General features: G+C 65.1%; 15 protein-coding genes. 11 read left to right on the top strand and 4 right to left on the bottom strand.

The genetic code is table 11. The annotated features are described in order from the left end of the window. Nucleotides 1-41: 41 nt before the first annotated feature. Nucleotides 42-851, bottom strand: coding sequence for an energy transducer TonB (locus ABCR88_RS01190; protein ID WP_053148443.1), 810 nt, complete (start codon nucleotides 849-851; stop codon nucleotides 42-44). A 512-nt stretch (nucleotides 852-1363) separates the two neighbouring features. Then, nucleotides 1364-2227, bottom strand: coding sequence for a LysR substrate-binding domain-containing protein (locus ABCR88_RS01185; RefSeq protein WP_325985414.1), 864 nt, complete (start codon nucleotides 2225-2227; stop codon nucleotides 1364-1366). A 108-nt stretch (nucleotides 2228-2335) separates the two neighbouring features. On the opposite strand from ABCR88_RS01185, the gene ABCR88_RS01180 reads away from it, so the two are divergent. From ABCR88_RS01180 to ABCR88_RS01140, 9 genes are all read left to right on the top strand, one after another. After that, nucleotides 2336-2998 carry an ankyrin repeat domain-containing protein gene (locus ABCR88_RS01180; RefSeq protein ID WP_325985413.1) on the top strand — a complete coding sequence of 221 codons (663 nt, stop codon included), beginning with the start codon at nucleotides 2336-2338 and terminating at the stop codon, nucleotides 2996-2998. A gap of 28 nt (nucleotides 2999-3026) precedes the next feature. Next, nucleotides 3027-3488, top strand: a complete 462-nt coding sequence (locus ABCR88_RS01175) for a nucleoside deaminase (RefSeq protein ID WP_011058602.1) — start codon at nucleotides 3027-3029, stop codon at nucleotides 3486-3488. Continuing rightward, the gene (locus tag ABCR88_RS01170) at nucleotides 3475-4680 is read left to right on the top strand and encodes a CynX/NimT family MFS transporter (protein WP_041115142.1); all 1206 of its coding nucleotides are present in this window, start codon (nucleotides 3475-3477) and stop codon (nucleotides 4678-4680) included. Before ABCR88_RS01175 ends, ABCR88_RS01170 begins: the two co-directional genes overlap by 14 nt. 150 nt (nucleotides 4681-4830) lie before the next feature. Next, nucleotides 4831-5307 carry a DUF6392 family protein gene (locus tag ABCR88_RS01165; protein ID WP_350403989.1) on the top strand — a complete coding sequence of 159 codons (477 nt, stop codon included), beginning with the start codon at nucleotides 4831-4833 and terminating at the stop codon, nucleotides 5305-5307. Nucleotides 5308-5594: 287 nt separating this feature from the next. Beyond that, the gene (locus ABCR88_RS01160; protein WP_041115140.1) at nucleotides 5595-6173 is read left to right on the top strand and encodes a hypothetical protein; all 579 of its coding nucleotides are present in this window, start codon (nucleotides 5595-5597) and stop codon (nucleotides 6171-6173) included. 9 nt (nucleotides 6174-6182) lie between these two features. Further along, nucleotides 6183-6398: a helix-turn-helix transcriptional regulator gene (locus ABCR88_RS01155; RefSeq protein WP_011058598.1), complete on the top strand. Its 216-nt coding sequence runs from the start codon at nucleotides 6183-6185 to the stop codon at nucleotides 6396-6398. Nucleotides 6399-6473: 75 nt separating this feature from the next. Continuing rightward, complete coding sequence (locus ABCR88_RS01150) at nucleotides 6474-7145, top strand: hypothetical protein (RefSeq protein ID WP_047335383.1); 672 nt, start codon at nucleotides 6474-6476, stop codon at nucleotides 7143-7145. 95 nt (nucleotides 7146-7240) lie between these two features. Beyond that, nucleotides 7241-7678, top strand: coding sequence for an SMI1/KNR4 family protein (locus tag ABCR88_RS01145; protein ID WP_011058596.1), 438 nt, complete (start codon nucleotides 7241-7243; stop codon nucleotides 7676-7678). Further along, nucleotides 7675-8004: a hypothetical protein gene (locus tag ABCR88_RS01140; protein ID WP_236203006.1), complete on the top strand. Its 330-nt coding sequence runs from the start codon at nucleotides 7675-7677 to the stop codon at nucleotides 8002-8004. The genes ABCR88_RS01145 and ABCR88_RS01140 overlap by 4 nt, the downstream gene beginning before the upstream one ends. Before the next feature lie 63 nt (nucleotides 8005-8067). Here the strand turns inward: ABCR88_RS01140 and ABCR88_RS01135 are convergent, their stop codons facing one another. Both ABCR88_RS01135 and ABCR88_RS01130 read right to left on the bottom strand, forming a co-directional pair. After that, a complete protein-coding gene (locus ABCR88_RS01135; RefSeq protein ID WP_350403988.1) occupies nucleotides 8068-9405 on the bottom strand; it encodes an aryl-sulfate sulfotransferase in 1338 nt (445 codons plus the stop codon). Between the two features lie 66 nt (nucleotides 9406-9471). Then, the gene (locus ABCR88_RS01130) at nucleotides 9472-11844 is read right to left on the bottom strand and encodes a TonB-dependent receptor (protein WP_325985412.1); all 2373 of its coding nucleotides are present in this window, start codon (nucleotides 11842-11844) and stop codon (nucleotides 9472-9474) included. 154 nt (nucleotides 11845-11998) lie between these two features. On the opposite strand from ABCR88_RS01130, the gene ABCR88_RS01125 reads away from it, so the two are divergent. Both ABCR88_RS01125 and ABCR88_RS01120 read left to right on the top strand, forming a co-directional pair. After that, complete coding sequence (locus ABCR88_RS01125; protein WP_047283431.1) at nucleotides 11999-12943, top strand: LysR family transcriptional regulator; 945 nt, start codon at nucleotides 11999-12001, stop codon at nucleotides 12941-12943. Nucleotides 12944-13165: 222 nt separating this feature from the next. After that, nucleotides 13166-14782, top strand: a complete 1617-nt coding sequence (locus ABCR88_RS01120) for an alkaline phosphatase family protein (protein ID WP_350403986.1) — start codon at nucleotides 13166-13168, stop codon at nucleotides 14780-14782. Nucleotides 14783-14793 lie beyond the last annotated feature (11 nt).

Raw genomic sequence — 14793 nt, 5'->3', positions numbered from 1 at the left:
GTGTAAGCGTTTAGCGCGTGTTGGTTGATCGGCCTTGCGGCTCAATGAATCTTGAAATCTATGGGTACGCTGACCCAGCCGTCCTGGGCCACGTCGCCCTGCTTGGCCGGGACGAAACTCCAACGCTTGACCGCGGCCAGGGCGGCGTCATCGAGTTGCTGGCGACCACTGCTCTTCTGGATCTGGATCTCGCCCGGCTTGCCGCTGGCCAGTACATGCACCCGCAGCAACACCGTGCCTTCCCAACCGCGACGCTGGGCCAGCGACGGATATTCCGGCGCCGGGTTCTTCAAGTACGCGGCATTCGCCGAAGCCGGAGTCACGGGCGCCGGGGCCGGTGGCGCGGGCGGAGCCGGAGCGGCTACCGGGGCCGCGGGCTGTGGCGGCGCCGGAGTCTGCTGCACCGGTTTGGGCGCAGGTTTCGGCTCGGGCTTGGGCACCGGCTTGGGTTTGGGCACCGGCTTGGGCGGTGGCGGCTTCACGGCCAGCTCGTCCTCCACTGGCGGTGGCGGCTCCACCACCGGCTGTACCGGTTGTGGCGGTGGGGGCTCGACCACCGGCGGCGCCGGGCGCGAGAACTCGATGGTCATGGGCGGGATTTCCGGCGGCACGATCGGCAGCACCGGGGTCGGCTTCTGGCTCAGCCAGTAGATCACTGCCGCGTGCAGTACCAGGGCCGCGGCGCCGAGGATGATGGCCTCACGGCGACGCAATATCCCCTTGGGCGTGCGTTGCAGACGCAATTGGCCCAGCGGCAAGCGGTGAGGCCGGCCGAGGTCGACCAACTCGCCGCTCGGTGCCTGGCGCCACAGCACCTCGTGTGCACTGGCGGCGGTCTGGACATTGCCCATGGATTCACTCCCTACGATCTTTTGAAAAACCCGGCACCGGCGTTTGAACTGCCCCAACGCAACGGTGCCGCGGGGTCAATGATCAGTGCCCCGTGCTTATCTCTTAAAGTAATCTTTCAAGTTATAGATAGATCGAAATCGAATACATGATTTCGCGAAAAAGTCCCAGGCCCCGTGGTTCAAGGGCTGCAGCCAAGAGGGAAAAACACCATGCCTTGCGGGCATCGAAAATATTCCCGCAAAGCATCGAAACAAGACGCTTGGCGGGGGATGGAACAGCTCTCCAAGCAGCAGCGGCCCCTCAAGATCAGCCCTTGCGCTGCTTGAACAATCTTGTGAAGGGGCATTCCAGGGCCGCTGGGGCACTGTGCTACCGGCATGAGGCGACGAGATACCGGCGGCCGCCTGTTATCGAACGCGCGACGGCTAGACGAAGCTGTTCCGCAACTCGCCCCCCGGATGATCGGCCTGTACAGCCCTGGTGCAGACGAACCTGGCCAACCAGCAGACAGTCAGCGCCTGGCCACTTGCGGCTTGACGCTTGCCACTGCCCGCAACTGTTCCTGTAGCTCCTTGCCGGCCCGGCTCAAGCCACTGCCGGCGTACAACGCCAGGCGCACGCCCTGGATGTCCGGCAAACCGCTGTCGGCGTCGAGCACGCGATGCCCCTTGCCCAGCACCCGCACCGGCAACAGGCTGATGCCCAGGCCCGCCGCCACCGCCGAACAGACGCTGGCCAGGCTGGCGCTGGAATAGGCGATGCGCCACGGCCAGCCTCCGACCTCCAGGTGATGGAGCATTTCCTGGCGGTACAGGCCGCCCACCGGGAACGCCACCAAAGGCAACGGATCGCGGCCAAAGGCGGGCTGGCGAACGCTGTCGACCCAGCACAAAGGCTCGGGCCAGGACGCCACGCAGTCGTCGCTGTGGCCCATCTGCTTGACCAGCAGCAGGTCGAATTCACCGCGCCGGTACTGGCGCAGCAACTCCGGGCCCAGACCGCTGCTGACCTCCAGGCGCACCGCCGGATAGTCCAGGCCAAAGCGCGAGAGCATGGGCATCAGGCGCTCGGCGGCGAAATCTTCCGGCACCCCGAGGCGCAGGACTTCTTCGCCGCGCTGGTTGACCAGCATATCGCTGGCCTCTTCATGCAGCGCCAGGATGCGCCGGGCGTAGGCCAGCAGCCGCTCGCCCTCCACCGTGGCCACCACCCGGCGCTGGTCACGGTCCAGCAACTGGCAGCCCAGGCTCTCTTCCAGGCGCCGCACCTGCTGGCTCACAGTGGACTGGGTGAGGTGCAGGCGCTCGGCGGCGCGGGTGAAGTTCTGGCTGTCGGCGACCGCGACAAAACTGCGTAACAACACCGGATCCAACATGTTGACCTATCATCCTGACTGCCACTGGTTGGCATGATTATATTTAATTTCAGAATACCCAGGGCCGTCACCATACTTCCCTTTCATCAGCCGGAACGGGAGGTTCTCATGCTACTCAAGCGTTTTCTCAAACGCGGCCTGATCGCCGCCGGCCTGTTCACTGCGGGGGTGGTCATGGCCAGCGATGGCGCGTTGCTGGAAGCGGTACGCAAGGGGCAACTGCAGCAGGTACAACAGTTGCTTGAGCAAGGCGCGGCGCTCGATGGCCGTGGCCTGGACGGCAGCAGCCCGCTGCTGGTGGCCACCCGGGACAACCGCATCGACATCGCCCGGGCGCTGATCGAGGCCGGGGCCGACGTCAACCGCAAGAACCTGATCCAGGACAGCCCCTACCTGCTGGCCGGCGCCAGCGGTCACAACGAAATCCTCAAGCTGACCCTGGCCCACGGCGCCGACCTCAAGAGCACCAACCGCTACGGCGGCACCGCGCTGATCCCGGCCTGCGAACGCGGCCACGTGGAAACCGTGCGCCTGCTGATCGAGGCCGGCGTCGAGCTGGACCACGTCAACCACTTGGGCTGGACCTGCCTGATGGAAGCCATAGTGCTGTCCGACGGCGGCCCGGCGCACCAACAGATCGTCGCCCAACTGATTGCCGCCGGCGCCGACCTGAACCTGCCGGACCGCGCCGGCCTCAGCCCGTTGCAACAGGCCGAGCGCCGTGGCCAGAGCGCCATCGCCAAGCTGCTGCGCGATGCCGGCGCTGCCTGAGCCCGCCCCTCTTTTGAAGGAACCTTGCATGCACGACGATCAACACTACCTGCAACAGGCCGTGGCACTGGCCCGGCGCAATGTCGAACAGGGCGGCCGCCCGTTCGGCGCATTGCTGGTGCGCAACGGCCGGGTACTGGCCGAGGCGGTGAATGAAATCCACCTCAGCCAGGACCCCACCGCCCACGCCGAGATGCTGGCCATCCGCGCCGCCAGCAGGCAATTGGGCCCGCGCCTGGATGATTGCGTGATCTACGCCAGCGGCCAGCCCTGCCCCATGTGCCTGGCCGCCATGTACCTGTGCGGCGTGTCCCGCGCGGTATTCGCTGCCAGCAATGAGCAAGCTGAGCCGTTCGGCCTGTCCACCGCGGCCATCTACCAGCAACTGAGCAAGCCCCTGGAAGCCCAGCGCCTGCCGGTGCTGCACCTGCCCCAGGCAGCGATGAGCGCCCTCTACCAGGATTGGCAGGAGCGTCATGCAGCGAACTGAATCCACCTTCCAGCGCTGGGCCGGCTGGGCCCTGCTGGTGTGCCTGGGGCTGAACCTGCGGCCCATCCTCAGCTCGGTCAGCCCGCTGCTCAACGAGATCCGCGGCGCCACCGGCATGAGCTTCCAGAGCAGCGCCTGGCTCACCAGCCTGCCGGTGATCTGCATGGGCCTGGTGGCCTTGCTCGGTGTACGCATCGAAGCCCGCCTGGGCGAGCGTCGGGGCGTTTCCCTGGGCTTGCTGCTGGTGCTGCTGGCCTGCCTGGTGCGGCTGTTCTTCGGCGAGGCCGCGGCCTTGCTCGCCACCGCCCTGCTCGGCGGCGCCGGGGTGGCCTTGATCCAGGCCCTGGTGCCGGCGTTGATCAAGCGCCAGTTCCAGCAGCGCGTAGCCCTGGCCATGGGCGTCTACTCGGCCTCGCTGATGGGCGGTGGCGGCATTGCCGCCCTGCTCAGCCCGCAGGTGGCCAGCCACTTCGCCAACTGGCAGGCGGGGCTTGGCGTCTGGCTGCTACCGGCGATGGCGGCGCTGCTGCTCTGGGCCTGCCTGCCCCTGGGGGCCGGCCGCCGCAACGGCAGCCCGGCTCCCCTGGCCGGGCTCTGGAACAACCGCCGCGCCTGGCTGCTGGCGTTGTATTTCGGCCTGGTGAACTGCGGCTACATGAGCATGGTCGCCTGGCTGCCGGCCTACTACCTGCAGATGGGCTGGAGCGCCAGCCAGAGCGGTTCGCTGCTGGCCTTCATGACCCTGTTCCAAGTCAGCGCCGCCCTGCTGATGCCGGCCCTGGCCCAACGCAGCAGCGACCGCCGCCCGCTGCTGGGCATCAGCCTCGCGGCCCAGGCCGCGGGTTTTCTCGGGCTGGTGCTGTGGCCCTTGCAGAGCCCGCACCTGTGGGTGGCGCTGATCGGCTTCGGCCTCGGAGCGTGCTTTGCCCTGAGCCTGATCCTCACCCTGGATCACCGGCGCGACCCTCGGGAAGCCGGGCAACTGGCGGCTTTTGTCCAGGGCGTGGGCTTTCTGATCAACGCCGTCTCGCCATGGCTCAGCGGCTGGCTGCGGCAAGTCACCGGCAGCTTTGTCAGCGCCTGGTGGGTGCTGATCGTGGGTGTCCTGGCGATGCTGCTCCTGACCCGGATCTTCAGCCCCGCCAGCTATCAGGCCCGGGCCCAGCTCGATACCGCGCCCCAACCGGCCTGACACCGGCCCTCCAACCCACCGCCTGCCAGCACGGCAGGCGGCGTTCTTCATGTCGCCACAGCACCACTATCCTTCTCGACCGGCTAAGATCGGCCGCCAACGCCTCTCGCGACAACGGGCACACACTCAACTCAGGACACAGGAATAGCGATGGACGCTGCAACGATCGGCCGCTGGGTAAGCAGCCTGGGGCTCAGCCATGAAGAACTGATCGCCCGGGGAGAACGCATCGAGACCCCGAAGGACAAGATCTACGATGAATTCGATTGGCTGACCGTGATCGTCGAGCCCGGCCTGATGCTGGACTTCTGGGAAGACAGCCTGGCCCTGGAAAAGGTATTGATCGAACTCATGCCCCTTGAACAGGGGCGCTCCTTCTACAGGGGCGAGCTGCCCGCCCCGTTCTCGCGCAGCATGACCCACGCCGACATCCGCAACCTGCTGGGTACGCCCCTGCGATCGGGGGAGCGCAGGCCATCAGCAGATGGGCAATACACGCTCAACGCCTGGGAGAGCTACCGCCTGCCGGAGCACCTGCATCCCGGTGCGCGGGTTGGGTTCGTCTATAGCGCCGACCGGCAGATCAAGGTCCTGTCGTTCGACTTGCTGGAGCCGCAGCGCGACTGATTCGGACACACAGAGTGGCTCGTGGAGACTCGCGACGATCCGGGCTTCAAAGTGACTCGCTGTAAGAGCCAAACCATAAGTGGCCGTGACCGCAGCAATGGATAGGTACACCAATAAGACCCCAACCTCGGGTTTTACGGCCACTACGCGCCCGGGCGGGAACAAGCTCCCTCGCCACAGCATGATTCCTGGCTTGGAGTCGTGGCGATTATTGAAAATAAATTATTGTAATTCGATAATTTTTTATCAATAATTTGCCACCCCCAAAGTTTTGCAAGGAATAACGCATGAACTCCCAAATCAACGGCTCGGCCCAGTACCGCTTACGACGGGTCGGCCTGCTGGCCGCGATCCTGGCCTGGGTCATGGGCGTGGTGGAGCTGGGCGGCAATGCCGGGCTCTGGATCTACAGCAAGGACCAGGTCCTGGGCGCCCTGCTCGGCGTATTCGCCGAACACTCGCCGCGCCTGCTGGAAGCCGACTTCAAGCTCTCGTCGCTGAGCTTCACCCTGCTGGTGATCCTCGACTTCCTGCCACTGCTGCTGTCGAGCTTCGCCCTGTACCTGACCGGCGTGTTCTTCCTGCGCCTGTCCCGTGGCGAAACCTGGAGCGATCGCAACATCCGCATCCTCTGGCGCGTGGGCATGCTGTGGATAGTCGCCCCGGCCACGTTCCCGATGATGGAAACCCTGCAAGGCCTGGCCCTGTCCATCGACCTGCCGCCCGGCCAGCGCATCCTGCAGATTTCCGCGGGCTTCTCGTCCTACGCGGCCTACGAGGTGGTCAAAGGAATCTTGCTCTGCTCGTTTTCCATTATCATGCGCGACGCCAAAGTCCTCAGTGATGAGCACAGTCACTACATATAGAACAATGAGATGACCATTATCGTTCGGCTTGACGTTGTCATGGCTAAAAACAAGATTCGCTCGAAAGAGTTGGCCGCCATCCTGGGCATTACCGAGGCCAATCTGTCGTTGCTGAAAAATGGCAAGGTCAAGGGGATGAAAATCGAGACCCTGGACAAACTCTGCGCCGCACTCGACTGCCAGCCCGGCGACCTGCTGGAATATCAGGCCACCGAGCCCGCGTGACACCCCCGCGTTTGTTTGATCCGAGTCCCGATCGTTAAAGCCTTACCACTCCTCACGTTGCACATTGGCTTATTCATGACTCGCTACCTGCTCTGCCCGCTGCTTTTGCTCGCCTGTCTTTTGACCGGCTGCGCCAACAAACTCGAAGTGGCGATTGCCGCCACTCCGGCCCCGGACTACTACTTCGACCCTCAGGCCCCGGTGCTGGTAAGCATCAACGGAGCCAACGATGCCCACGGTCTCAACGCCAGCTACTACCTGCGCGACATGGTCGCCGCCCTGCATGGCATGGGTTTCAAGCAGGTCTACACCGATACGTCGCTGCCCAAGAACCATCCGCCGTTCCGAATGAACTTCACCCTCGACGTGGGCAGCGAAAAGGTCAGCTACCGCTACACCGCCACCGACTACGGCCAGGTGCCCAGCAGCACCAAGACGGTGTGCAAGCAGAGCACCCATAAAGACAAGAACCTGGTGTGCAACAGCACCCCGACCACCACCTGGGGCCCGGTGGGTTCCTCGGAGCGCACCGGCTACACCACCCTCAGTACCTTCAACATCAAGGCCAAGGACGAGCAGAGCCGGCGCACGGTATTCCTGCTGCGGGCCTCGTCCTATAACGAGGACTGCCAGGACGCCAAGGTCGAGGATTTCCTGGTGCAGGAAAGCCTGGACAACCTGGACTTCCGCAACCGGGTGCAGCGCAAATACACCGTCACCCTGCCCGAAGGCCATAGCTGCAAATAAGCGCCTACCACGCACCGGGCGACACGCCTACAATCGCCCCTCGACGCCCGCCCGATCCTCCATCGGGCGGGCGCGGTCCCTCAACGACAAGGCGCATGTCGAGCATGACCCTGGATTGGAATGCCTGGGAAATAGAACCCGGATCTATCGTGGACGAACAGCTGATCGCCCAGGTGCAGCATCGCCTCGGCGTCGAGTTTCCGTCGCTGTACCTGGAGCTGGTGCAGTACGCCGAGGCCGCCACGCCGGGGATCGGCGGCTTCGCCTATGACGGCGGCTACACCTGCATCAGCGAGTTCTTCGAATTCGGCCTGAGCAGCCAGCCCTGGACCCTGCTCTGGTACGCCAGCCCTGGCCGTGTGCCGGGGCTCGCCGCAGGCTGCCTGCCGATTGCCCGGGATGCCGGCGGCCTGCTGATCTGCCTGGACTTCAACAGCCCGGCCGTGGCGGTGGAAATCTTCGATCCCGAGAGCGCCAGCCGTTACCCGGTGGCCGCCGATTTCAAGGCCTTTGTCGAGCTGTGGCAGCCATGAAGTGGATAGTCGTGCCCACCAGCAAAGACGCCCAGCAACGCCTGGACCTGGACCAGTGCCTGCCGGGCGACCTGGAAGAACTGGCCCTGTCCCCGGAGCAGTGGGCAACCCTGTCCCGCAGCGACCTGCTGCCCAGCTTGAACCGTGCCCTGGGCACCCTGATCGATGACTACGAGGACGCCTCGATCCAGGGCCAGGCCGCCCTGGCCACGGCCCTGTCGATCCTGACCCGGGCCGCTACGGCGCAAGACGAACTGCTCCCCAAGCTGATCGCCTTGAATCGACTGGCCCTGGAACGCGACACCGGCCTGTTTTTCTACTTCTGAGGCCATCCCCAGGGCTGCTCCCGCACCTGATTTGTGGCGAGGCCGCCCGCCCCGGGAACCTGCTCAAATCCCCGCCTGTTTGAGCCCCGAGTCCGGCACGCTCACTGCCGTTTCCGAACGTGGCGTGCCCTGGGGCACCCAGTCGTAACTCACCGGCAGAGCCCGGTACACCCAGTTGCTGATGGCCTCGCTGCCCGGTGCCTTGCCCAGATAGGGGCTGACGTATTCCCAGACGATTTCACCGCCGGCCGTCACCTGGAAGAAGCGCCCGTTCATGCCTTCATCGATCAGGGTGTTGCCGTTGGGCAGGCGCCGCGCACTGCTGATGAACGAGCTGTAGAAAGCCCAGCCCGGCTGCCGGGAACTGGCGGCGCTGTACTGCCAGACGATCTGGTTCTTGATCGGGTCGATCTCCAGCACCCGGGAGCCGGCGATCAGCCCCAGGGGCACCGACGGGTAACCGGCGGTGCCCTGGTTGTCGAATACCAGCAGATGCCCGGCCCCTGGCAAGCCGGCGGGAATGATGTGGGCGTCATGCTGGCCGACGAACTGGTCCACCGGGCGCGGCACCTTGGCGGCGGTCTTCGGGTTGATCGGCGACAGGTTCGGCCCCAGGCGCCAGACCACCTTGCCGCTGTGCTTGTCGAGGATGGCGATGAAGTTGGCGTTGCGCGAGTCGATCAGCAGGTTGTCCGGGGCGAAGCGTTTATCACCGGCGTCGAACCACTGGTTGGGCCCCACCACGCTGAGGTTGTTGATGTGCAGGTAGTCCGGGTTGTCGGTGCCGTACACCAGCTTCAGTTGCGCCGGGGTAAAGCCGAATTCCTTGAGGTGTTCGGAGGCCAGCCACTGCCATTTGACCTGGCCCCCGGGGCTGACTTCATAGATCGCGTCGTCGATCACCTGGGGCACCTTGAACCCCGCCACCTTGTGCACCTTGTTGGCCAGCACCAGGGTGTTGCCGTTGCTCAGCCGGCGCTGGTCATGATGCTGCTGGGCCGCGCCGCCCGGGGCCTGGTCGCCCCACTGCCAGACCAGCTTGCCGTTCCAGTCCAGCTCGCCGACGCTCTGGTTGCCCAGGCCGTTACCCGCCGAACCCAGGGGCCCGGGCTCCTTGTCCTTGAGCTGCAACAGCACCCGGCCACGCTCGCCGCCCACCAGCTGCGGGTCGATGATGGCCGAGGGGAAACCGGCCTGGGGCCAGTTCTTCACTTCGTTGCCGTTCATGTCGATCAGGTGGGTCTGCTTATCGGCACCACTGAAGATCACGTACTGGTTATAGGCCCTGGCCGGGTCGTAGCGAGTGACGCCGGTGGGGTAGACGCTGGGCGCGGCCTGCACCGCCGAGGCCAGCAGGGCGGTGGACAGCAGCAGGGGCAAAGCGGTGGTGAGGCGCAACATGACAAGCACTCCTGTTCAAGTCGAAAGGCGCCGGAGAACCCGGCGCAAGGTGCGAAAAGCCGGGTATCAGAAGTCGTAGCGACCGGTCACGCCCAAGGTCCGCGGGGTGCCCAGCAGGCCTTCGTAACCGCCGTTGCCGCCGGTCCAGAGGGTGGTGTAGTAGGTCTTGTCGAAGGCGTTCTTCAGCCACAGCGAAACGTCCCATTGGCCCTGCTCGTAGTTGCCGCGCAAGCCGGTGGAAAGGTTGACCACGGCGTAGCTGGGGATCTGCCCGTACTCGGAATCCTCCACGGTGCCCACCGCCTTGGAACGGAACGCATAGCTGGCGGTGACGTACTCTTCCAGGCCGTTGTCCAGGTTCCACTTGTATTCGCCGTTGGCGTTGCCGATCCATTTCGAGGCACCCACCACCTGGTGGCCGCTGAGATCGCACGAGGCCGGGGCACCGGGGCGCAGGCTGACTTCCGGCGGGCACGGCGCATCCTTGTAGGAGAGGTAGCGCACGTCGTTATAGGAACCGTTGAGGTTCAGGGTCAGGCCACGGATCGGCACCAGGGTGCTTTCCACTTCCACCCCGCGCGAGCGCACCGAACCGGCGTTGGTCAGGTACTGCACGCGGTTGGCGTCGTCGTAGGCGTTGGTCTGGTAGCCGTTGACCTGGGTCCAGAACAGGTTGGCGTTGAGTTGCAGGCGGCGGTCAAACAGGGTGCTCTTGAAACCCAGCTCGGCGTTGTTGGCGCGCTCGGTGCCGATCAGCAGCGAATCGGCCCCGGCGGTAGGCGCCGACCCCACCGTCAGGTTGACCCCACCGGACTTCTCGCCGTGGGACAGGGTGGCGTAGCCCAGCAGGTCGTCGGTGATGCGGTAGCTGAGGTTGAGCAGGCCCGAGGGGCTGGTGCTGTACTGGTTGAGGTCGCCGGAGTCATAGGCTCCGGTGCGCCCGCGCCGCGCGTTGGCGGCGGCGCCGGCCACCGCCACGCCGCCCACCGGGGCGTTGCGGGTCACCCAGGCGCTTTTCTCCTCGTAGGTGCCGCGCAGGCCGGCGGTGAAATCCAGGCGCTCGGTGAGGTGCCAGGTGCCCTGGGCAAACAGGGCGAAACTGTTGGTCTGGATATGCCCGTTGCCGATGCTGGTGACGTTGCTCAGGGCGCCGGCCGGGGTGCCATTCCAGATGTCCGCCTTGGGCCCGTAATAGGCGAAGGATTTGTTGTCCAGGTCGGAGCCGAAGTAGTAGGCGCCCAGCACATAGTCGAAGAAGCCGCCGGTGGGCGAGGCCAGGCGAAATTCCTGGGACCACTGCTTGTCTTGCACCGAAACCCCGGCGTTGTAGCTGGCCGGAACGTTGAGGCCATCGTCGTTGCGCGGGGTGAAATTCCACCAGCGGTAGGAGCTGACCGAGGTCAGGGTGAAGTCGCTGGGCAGGGTCCAGTTGGCCTCAAGCGAAGTGCCGCCCTGGAACACCGTCACGTGCTGGTCGTTGTCCAGGTTGACCTTGCGGTGCGAACCATTGACCAGGGTCGCGCCGGCCGCCGCCGCGCGCGACTCGTAGACATTGGTGCCGTTGATGGTCGGCCCGGTGCTATACAGCACCCGGGTGCCGGCGCTGGAATCCTCTTCGTTGTAGTCGCCGATCCAGCGCAGGTTGAAGCGCTCATTGGGCTTGTACAGCAACTGCCCGCGAAAGCCCTGGCGTGAGCCGCCATTGAGGTCGTGGCCGTCGAATTCGTTCTTGATGTCGCCGTCGCTGCGGGTGCGGTAGGCGGAAAAACGCCCCGCCAGCTCATCGGTCAGCGGCCCGGAAATCGTGCCCTTGGTCTGAAAGTAACCATCCTCGCCGAGGGAGGTTTCGATGCTGCGCTCCGGGGTGAAGCTCGGCGCCCGGGTGCTGATGTTGATCACCCCGGCGGTGGTGTTCTTGCCGAACAGGGTGCCCTGGGGGCCGCGCAGCACTTCCAGCTGCTCGATGTCCATCAGGTCGAACACCGCCATCCCCGGCCTTCCGAGGTAGACGTTGTCGATGTACAGCCCGACGCTGCCTTCCAGGCCGTCGCTGGCCGGGTTGTTGCCCAGGCCACGGATCGACACGCTGGACTGGCGCGCATGCATGTAGGCGACGTTGACGCTGGGCACCAGTTGCTGCAGATCCTGGATGCGGTACACCCGCTGGCTCTCCAGGGCCTGGCCGCTGACCACGCTCATGGGGGTGGGCACGCTCTGGGAGCTTTCCTCGCGTCGACGGGCAGTGACGGTCACCGTCTGCAACTGGCCATCATCGGCCTTGGCCTTGCTGGCACTGCTCTTGGCCGGGGTGGCTTGCGGCGCCGGGGCCTCTTCGGCCCAGGTCGGTGTCCAACTGGCACTGCCGGCCAGCAACAGCGCCAGGGGCAGGCGCTTGAGCCGCCGGGGCGAGAGGGGTGAAGCGAGGGACAACGGGCTCATGGGCGGCTCCTGGTCAGAAAATATACAGCCTTGTATATTCCTTAAAGTTATTTATTTATGTTTTTACAAAGATTTACTGCATAAGAGATTGCCTTTATAAGGAGTCGACCTAATGCATAGCCAATGCATTTCCCCGATATTTTTTATGTGAAAAATGCATATCGACCTGCGCCAGCTCCGCCACTTCATCGCCCTCGCCGAACAGCGCAGCTTTGTCGCGGCCGCAGCGGCGGTGAACCTCTCGCAATCGGCCTTCAGCCGCAGCATCCAGGCCCTGGAACACAGCGTCGGCTGCCAGCTGGTGGATCGCGGGCGCAAGGACCTGGCGCCGACCAAGCAGGGCCAGTTGCTGCTGGAGCACGCGCGCCGGCTGGTCAGCGGCGCCCAGCAGATGGCCAACGAGATCAGCCAGTTCAATGGGCTGGAAGCGGGAGAGTTGCGCTTCGGCTGTGGCCCGGCGCCAGCCGCCGGGCTGATCCCCCGGGCCATCGGCAGCTTTATCGGGCGTTACCCCAAGGCCCGGGTGCAGTTCCAGGTGGATGACTGGCAAAGCCTGAGCAAGCGCCTGCTCAGCGAAGAGTTCGAATTCTTCGTTGCCGACACCCGGCACTTCGAGGCCGATCCGGACTACCTGACCCAGCGCCTGCGCCCGCGCAAATGGCATTTCTGCTGCCGCGCCGGGCACCCCCTGGCCCAGCGCGAAAGTGTCAGCGCCAGCGAACTGATGAGCTACCCACTGGCGGTGACCATCCGCCCGCCCAACCTGCGCAAGGTCATTGTCGATCTGAGCGGCAAGCCGGACTTCACGCCCAATGTGGAATGCGAAAACAGCTACAGCCTGCTGGGGGTGGTCATGCGCTCGGACGCCATCGGCATCGTCGGTTCCTACAGCGACGCGTTGCACAACGCCAAGGGCGAGCTGGTGTGCCTGAAGATCGACGGCCTGGCCGACGACCTGGAAGAGCTCTACACCCGCTACGGCATCGTCAGCCGCGCCGGCTATCGCCTGTCGCCTTTGGCCGCGGCGATGATCGACGAGATCAAGCGCATCGACGAACAGGACGAAGAGGTATGCAACCTGGACAACCTCGCCGTGTGAACTGCCCCCAACCGTAGGAGCCGGCTTGCCGGCGAAGAGGCCCTTGAACCTTGCAGCGCGCTCGAGGGCGCCTTCGCTGGCAAGCCAGCTCCTACAGGCACCACAGACCCGCGGGCGCCCCCCGCATTGCATGAAACGCATCGAAACTATTCGGCAAATGCGCTTGCCGGAAGCCCCCGCCGGAGGCGAAAAACCTCGCCTGTCTTCCCCTCGGTGAACCCCATGTCCAATACCCATCCGCCCGTGCGCAACGTGCTCTACATCATGTGCGACCAGCTGCGCCGGGATTACCTCTCGTGCTACGGCCACCCGCACCTGCAGACCCCGAACATCGACCGCCTGGCCGCCGCCGGGGTGCGCTTCAGCCGCGCCTACACCCAGGGCACCATCTGCGGCCCGTCGCGCATGTCGGCCTACACCGGGCGCTACGTCAGCAGCCACCAGGTGGCCTGGAACGCCGTGCCCCTGCCCCTTGAAGAACTGACCCTGGGGGACTACCTGCGACCCCACGGCATCCGCACCGCGCTGGTGGGCAAGACCCACGCCACACCCAACCTCGACGCCCTGCAACGCCTGGCCATCGACCCCGGGAGTGCCCAGGCCGAGGTGCTCAACGAAGTCGGCTTCGAGCCCTATTTCCGCCATGACGGCATCTACCCCGACGACCCGATCTTCGACGACAAGCGCGAGTCGGCGCCCTACACCCACTACTTGCGCGACCTCGGCTACCAAGGGCGCAACCCCTGGCACGACTGGGCCAACGCCGGGGCCGGCGAGCAGGGAGAAATCCGCAGCGGCTGGAAAATGCGCAACGCCCACCTGCCGGCCCGGGTCGCGCAAGAGCATTCGGAAACCGTCTACACCACCGACCGCGCCATCGACTTCATCAGCGAACAAGGCGAGCAGCCCTGGTGCCTGCACCTGTCCTACATCAAACCGCACTGGCCCTATATCGCGCCTGCCCCGTACCACGCCCTGTATGGCCCGGAGCAGGTGATCCCGGCGGTGCGCGCCGCGCCAGGGCAGCTCAGCGATCACCCGGTCTACGCCGCCTTCCGCCAGCATGAAGAAAGCCTGAATTTTTCCCGGGACGAAGTGCGCCTGAACGTGGTGCCCACCTACATGGGCCTGATCAAGCAGGTGGATGACCAGCTCGGCCGGCTGTTTGACTTCCTGCAGAGCAACGGCCGCTGGGACGACACCCTGATCGTCTTCACCAGCGACCACGGCGACTTCCTTGGCGACCACTACCTGGGGGAAAAGGAATTTCTGCTGGAACCGGCGGTGGGCGTGCCGTTGATCGTCCGCGACCCGCGCACGGCGGCAGACAGCAGCCGCGGCACCGTGGACGAACGCCTGGTGGAAACCATCGACGCCCTGCCGACCTTTCTCGAGGCCCTGGGCCTGCCGGGGGCCGAGCATCGCCTGGAAGGCCGCTCGCTGATCCCCCTGCTGCACGGCGCCGAACCGGCCTGGCGCCGCTACGCCATCAGCGAATACGACTACGCCTTCCAGGCCCCGGCGCGAGAGCGCCTGGGCCAGCCCATCGACCGCTGCCGCATGACCATGGTGCGCAGCGAGCGCTGGAAGTACCTGGCCTACGATGGCTTGCGCCCGCAGTTGTTCGACCTGCACAACGACCCCCAGGAGTTGCACGACCTGGGGACCGATCCGGCCTATGCCGCGGTGCGCGAAGAACACCTGGGATATGTGCTGGAATGGCTGCGCGGCCTGAAACGCCGTACCACCATCAGCCATCAAGAAATCGACCTGCGCGGCCAGCGTTTTCGCTACGGCGAGCCGGAAAGCGAAAAGCTGGTACAGATCGGCGTGTGGTAACCCCCACCCGT

This window comes from Pseudomonas sp. W17 (genome assembly GCF_040268305.1).
GTDB lineage: Bacteria > Pseudomonadota > Gammaproteobacteria > Pseudomonadales > Pseudomonadaceae > Aquipseudomonas > Aquipseudomonas protegens.
This window is presented reverse-complemented; position numbering and strand designations above follow the sequence as displayed.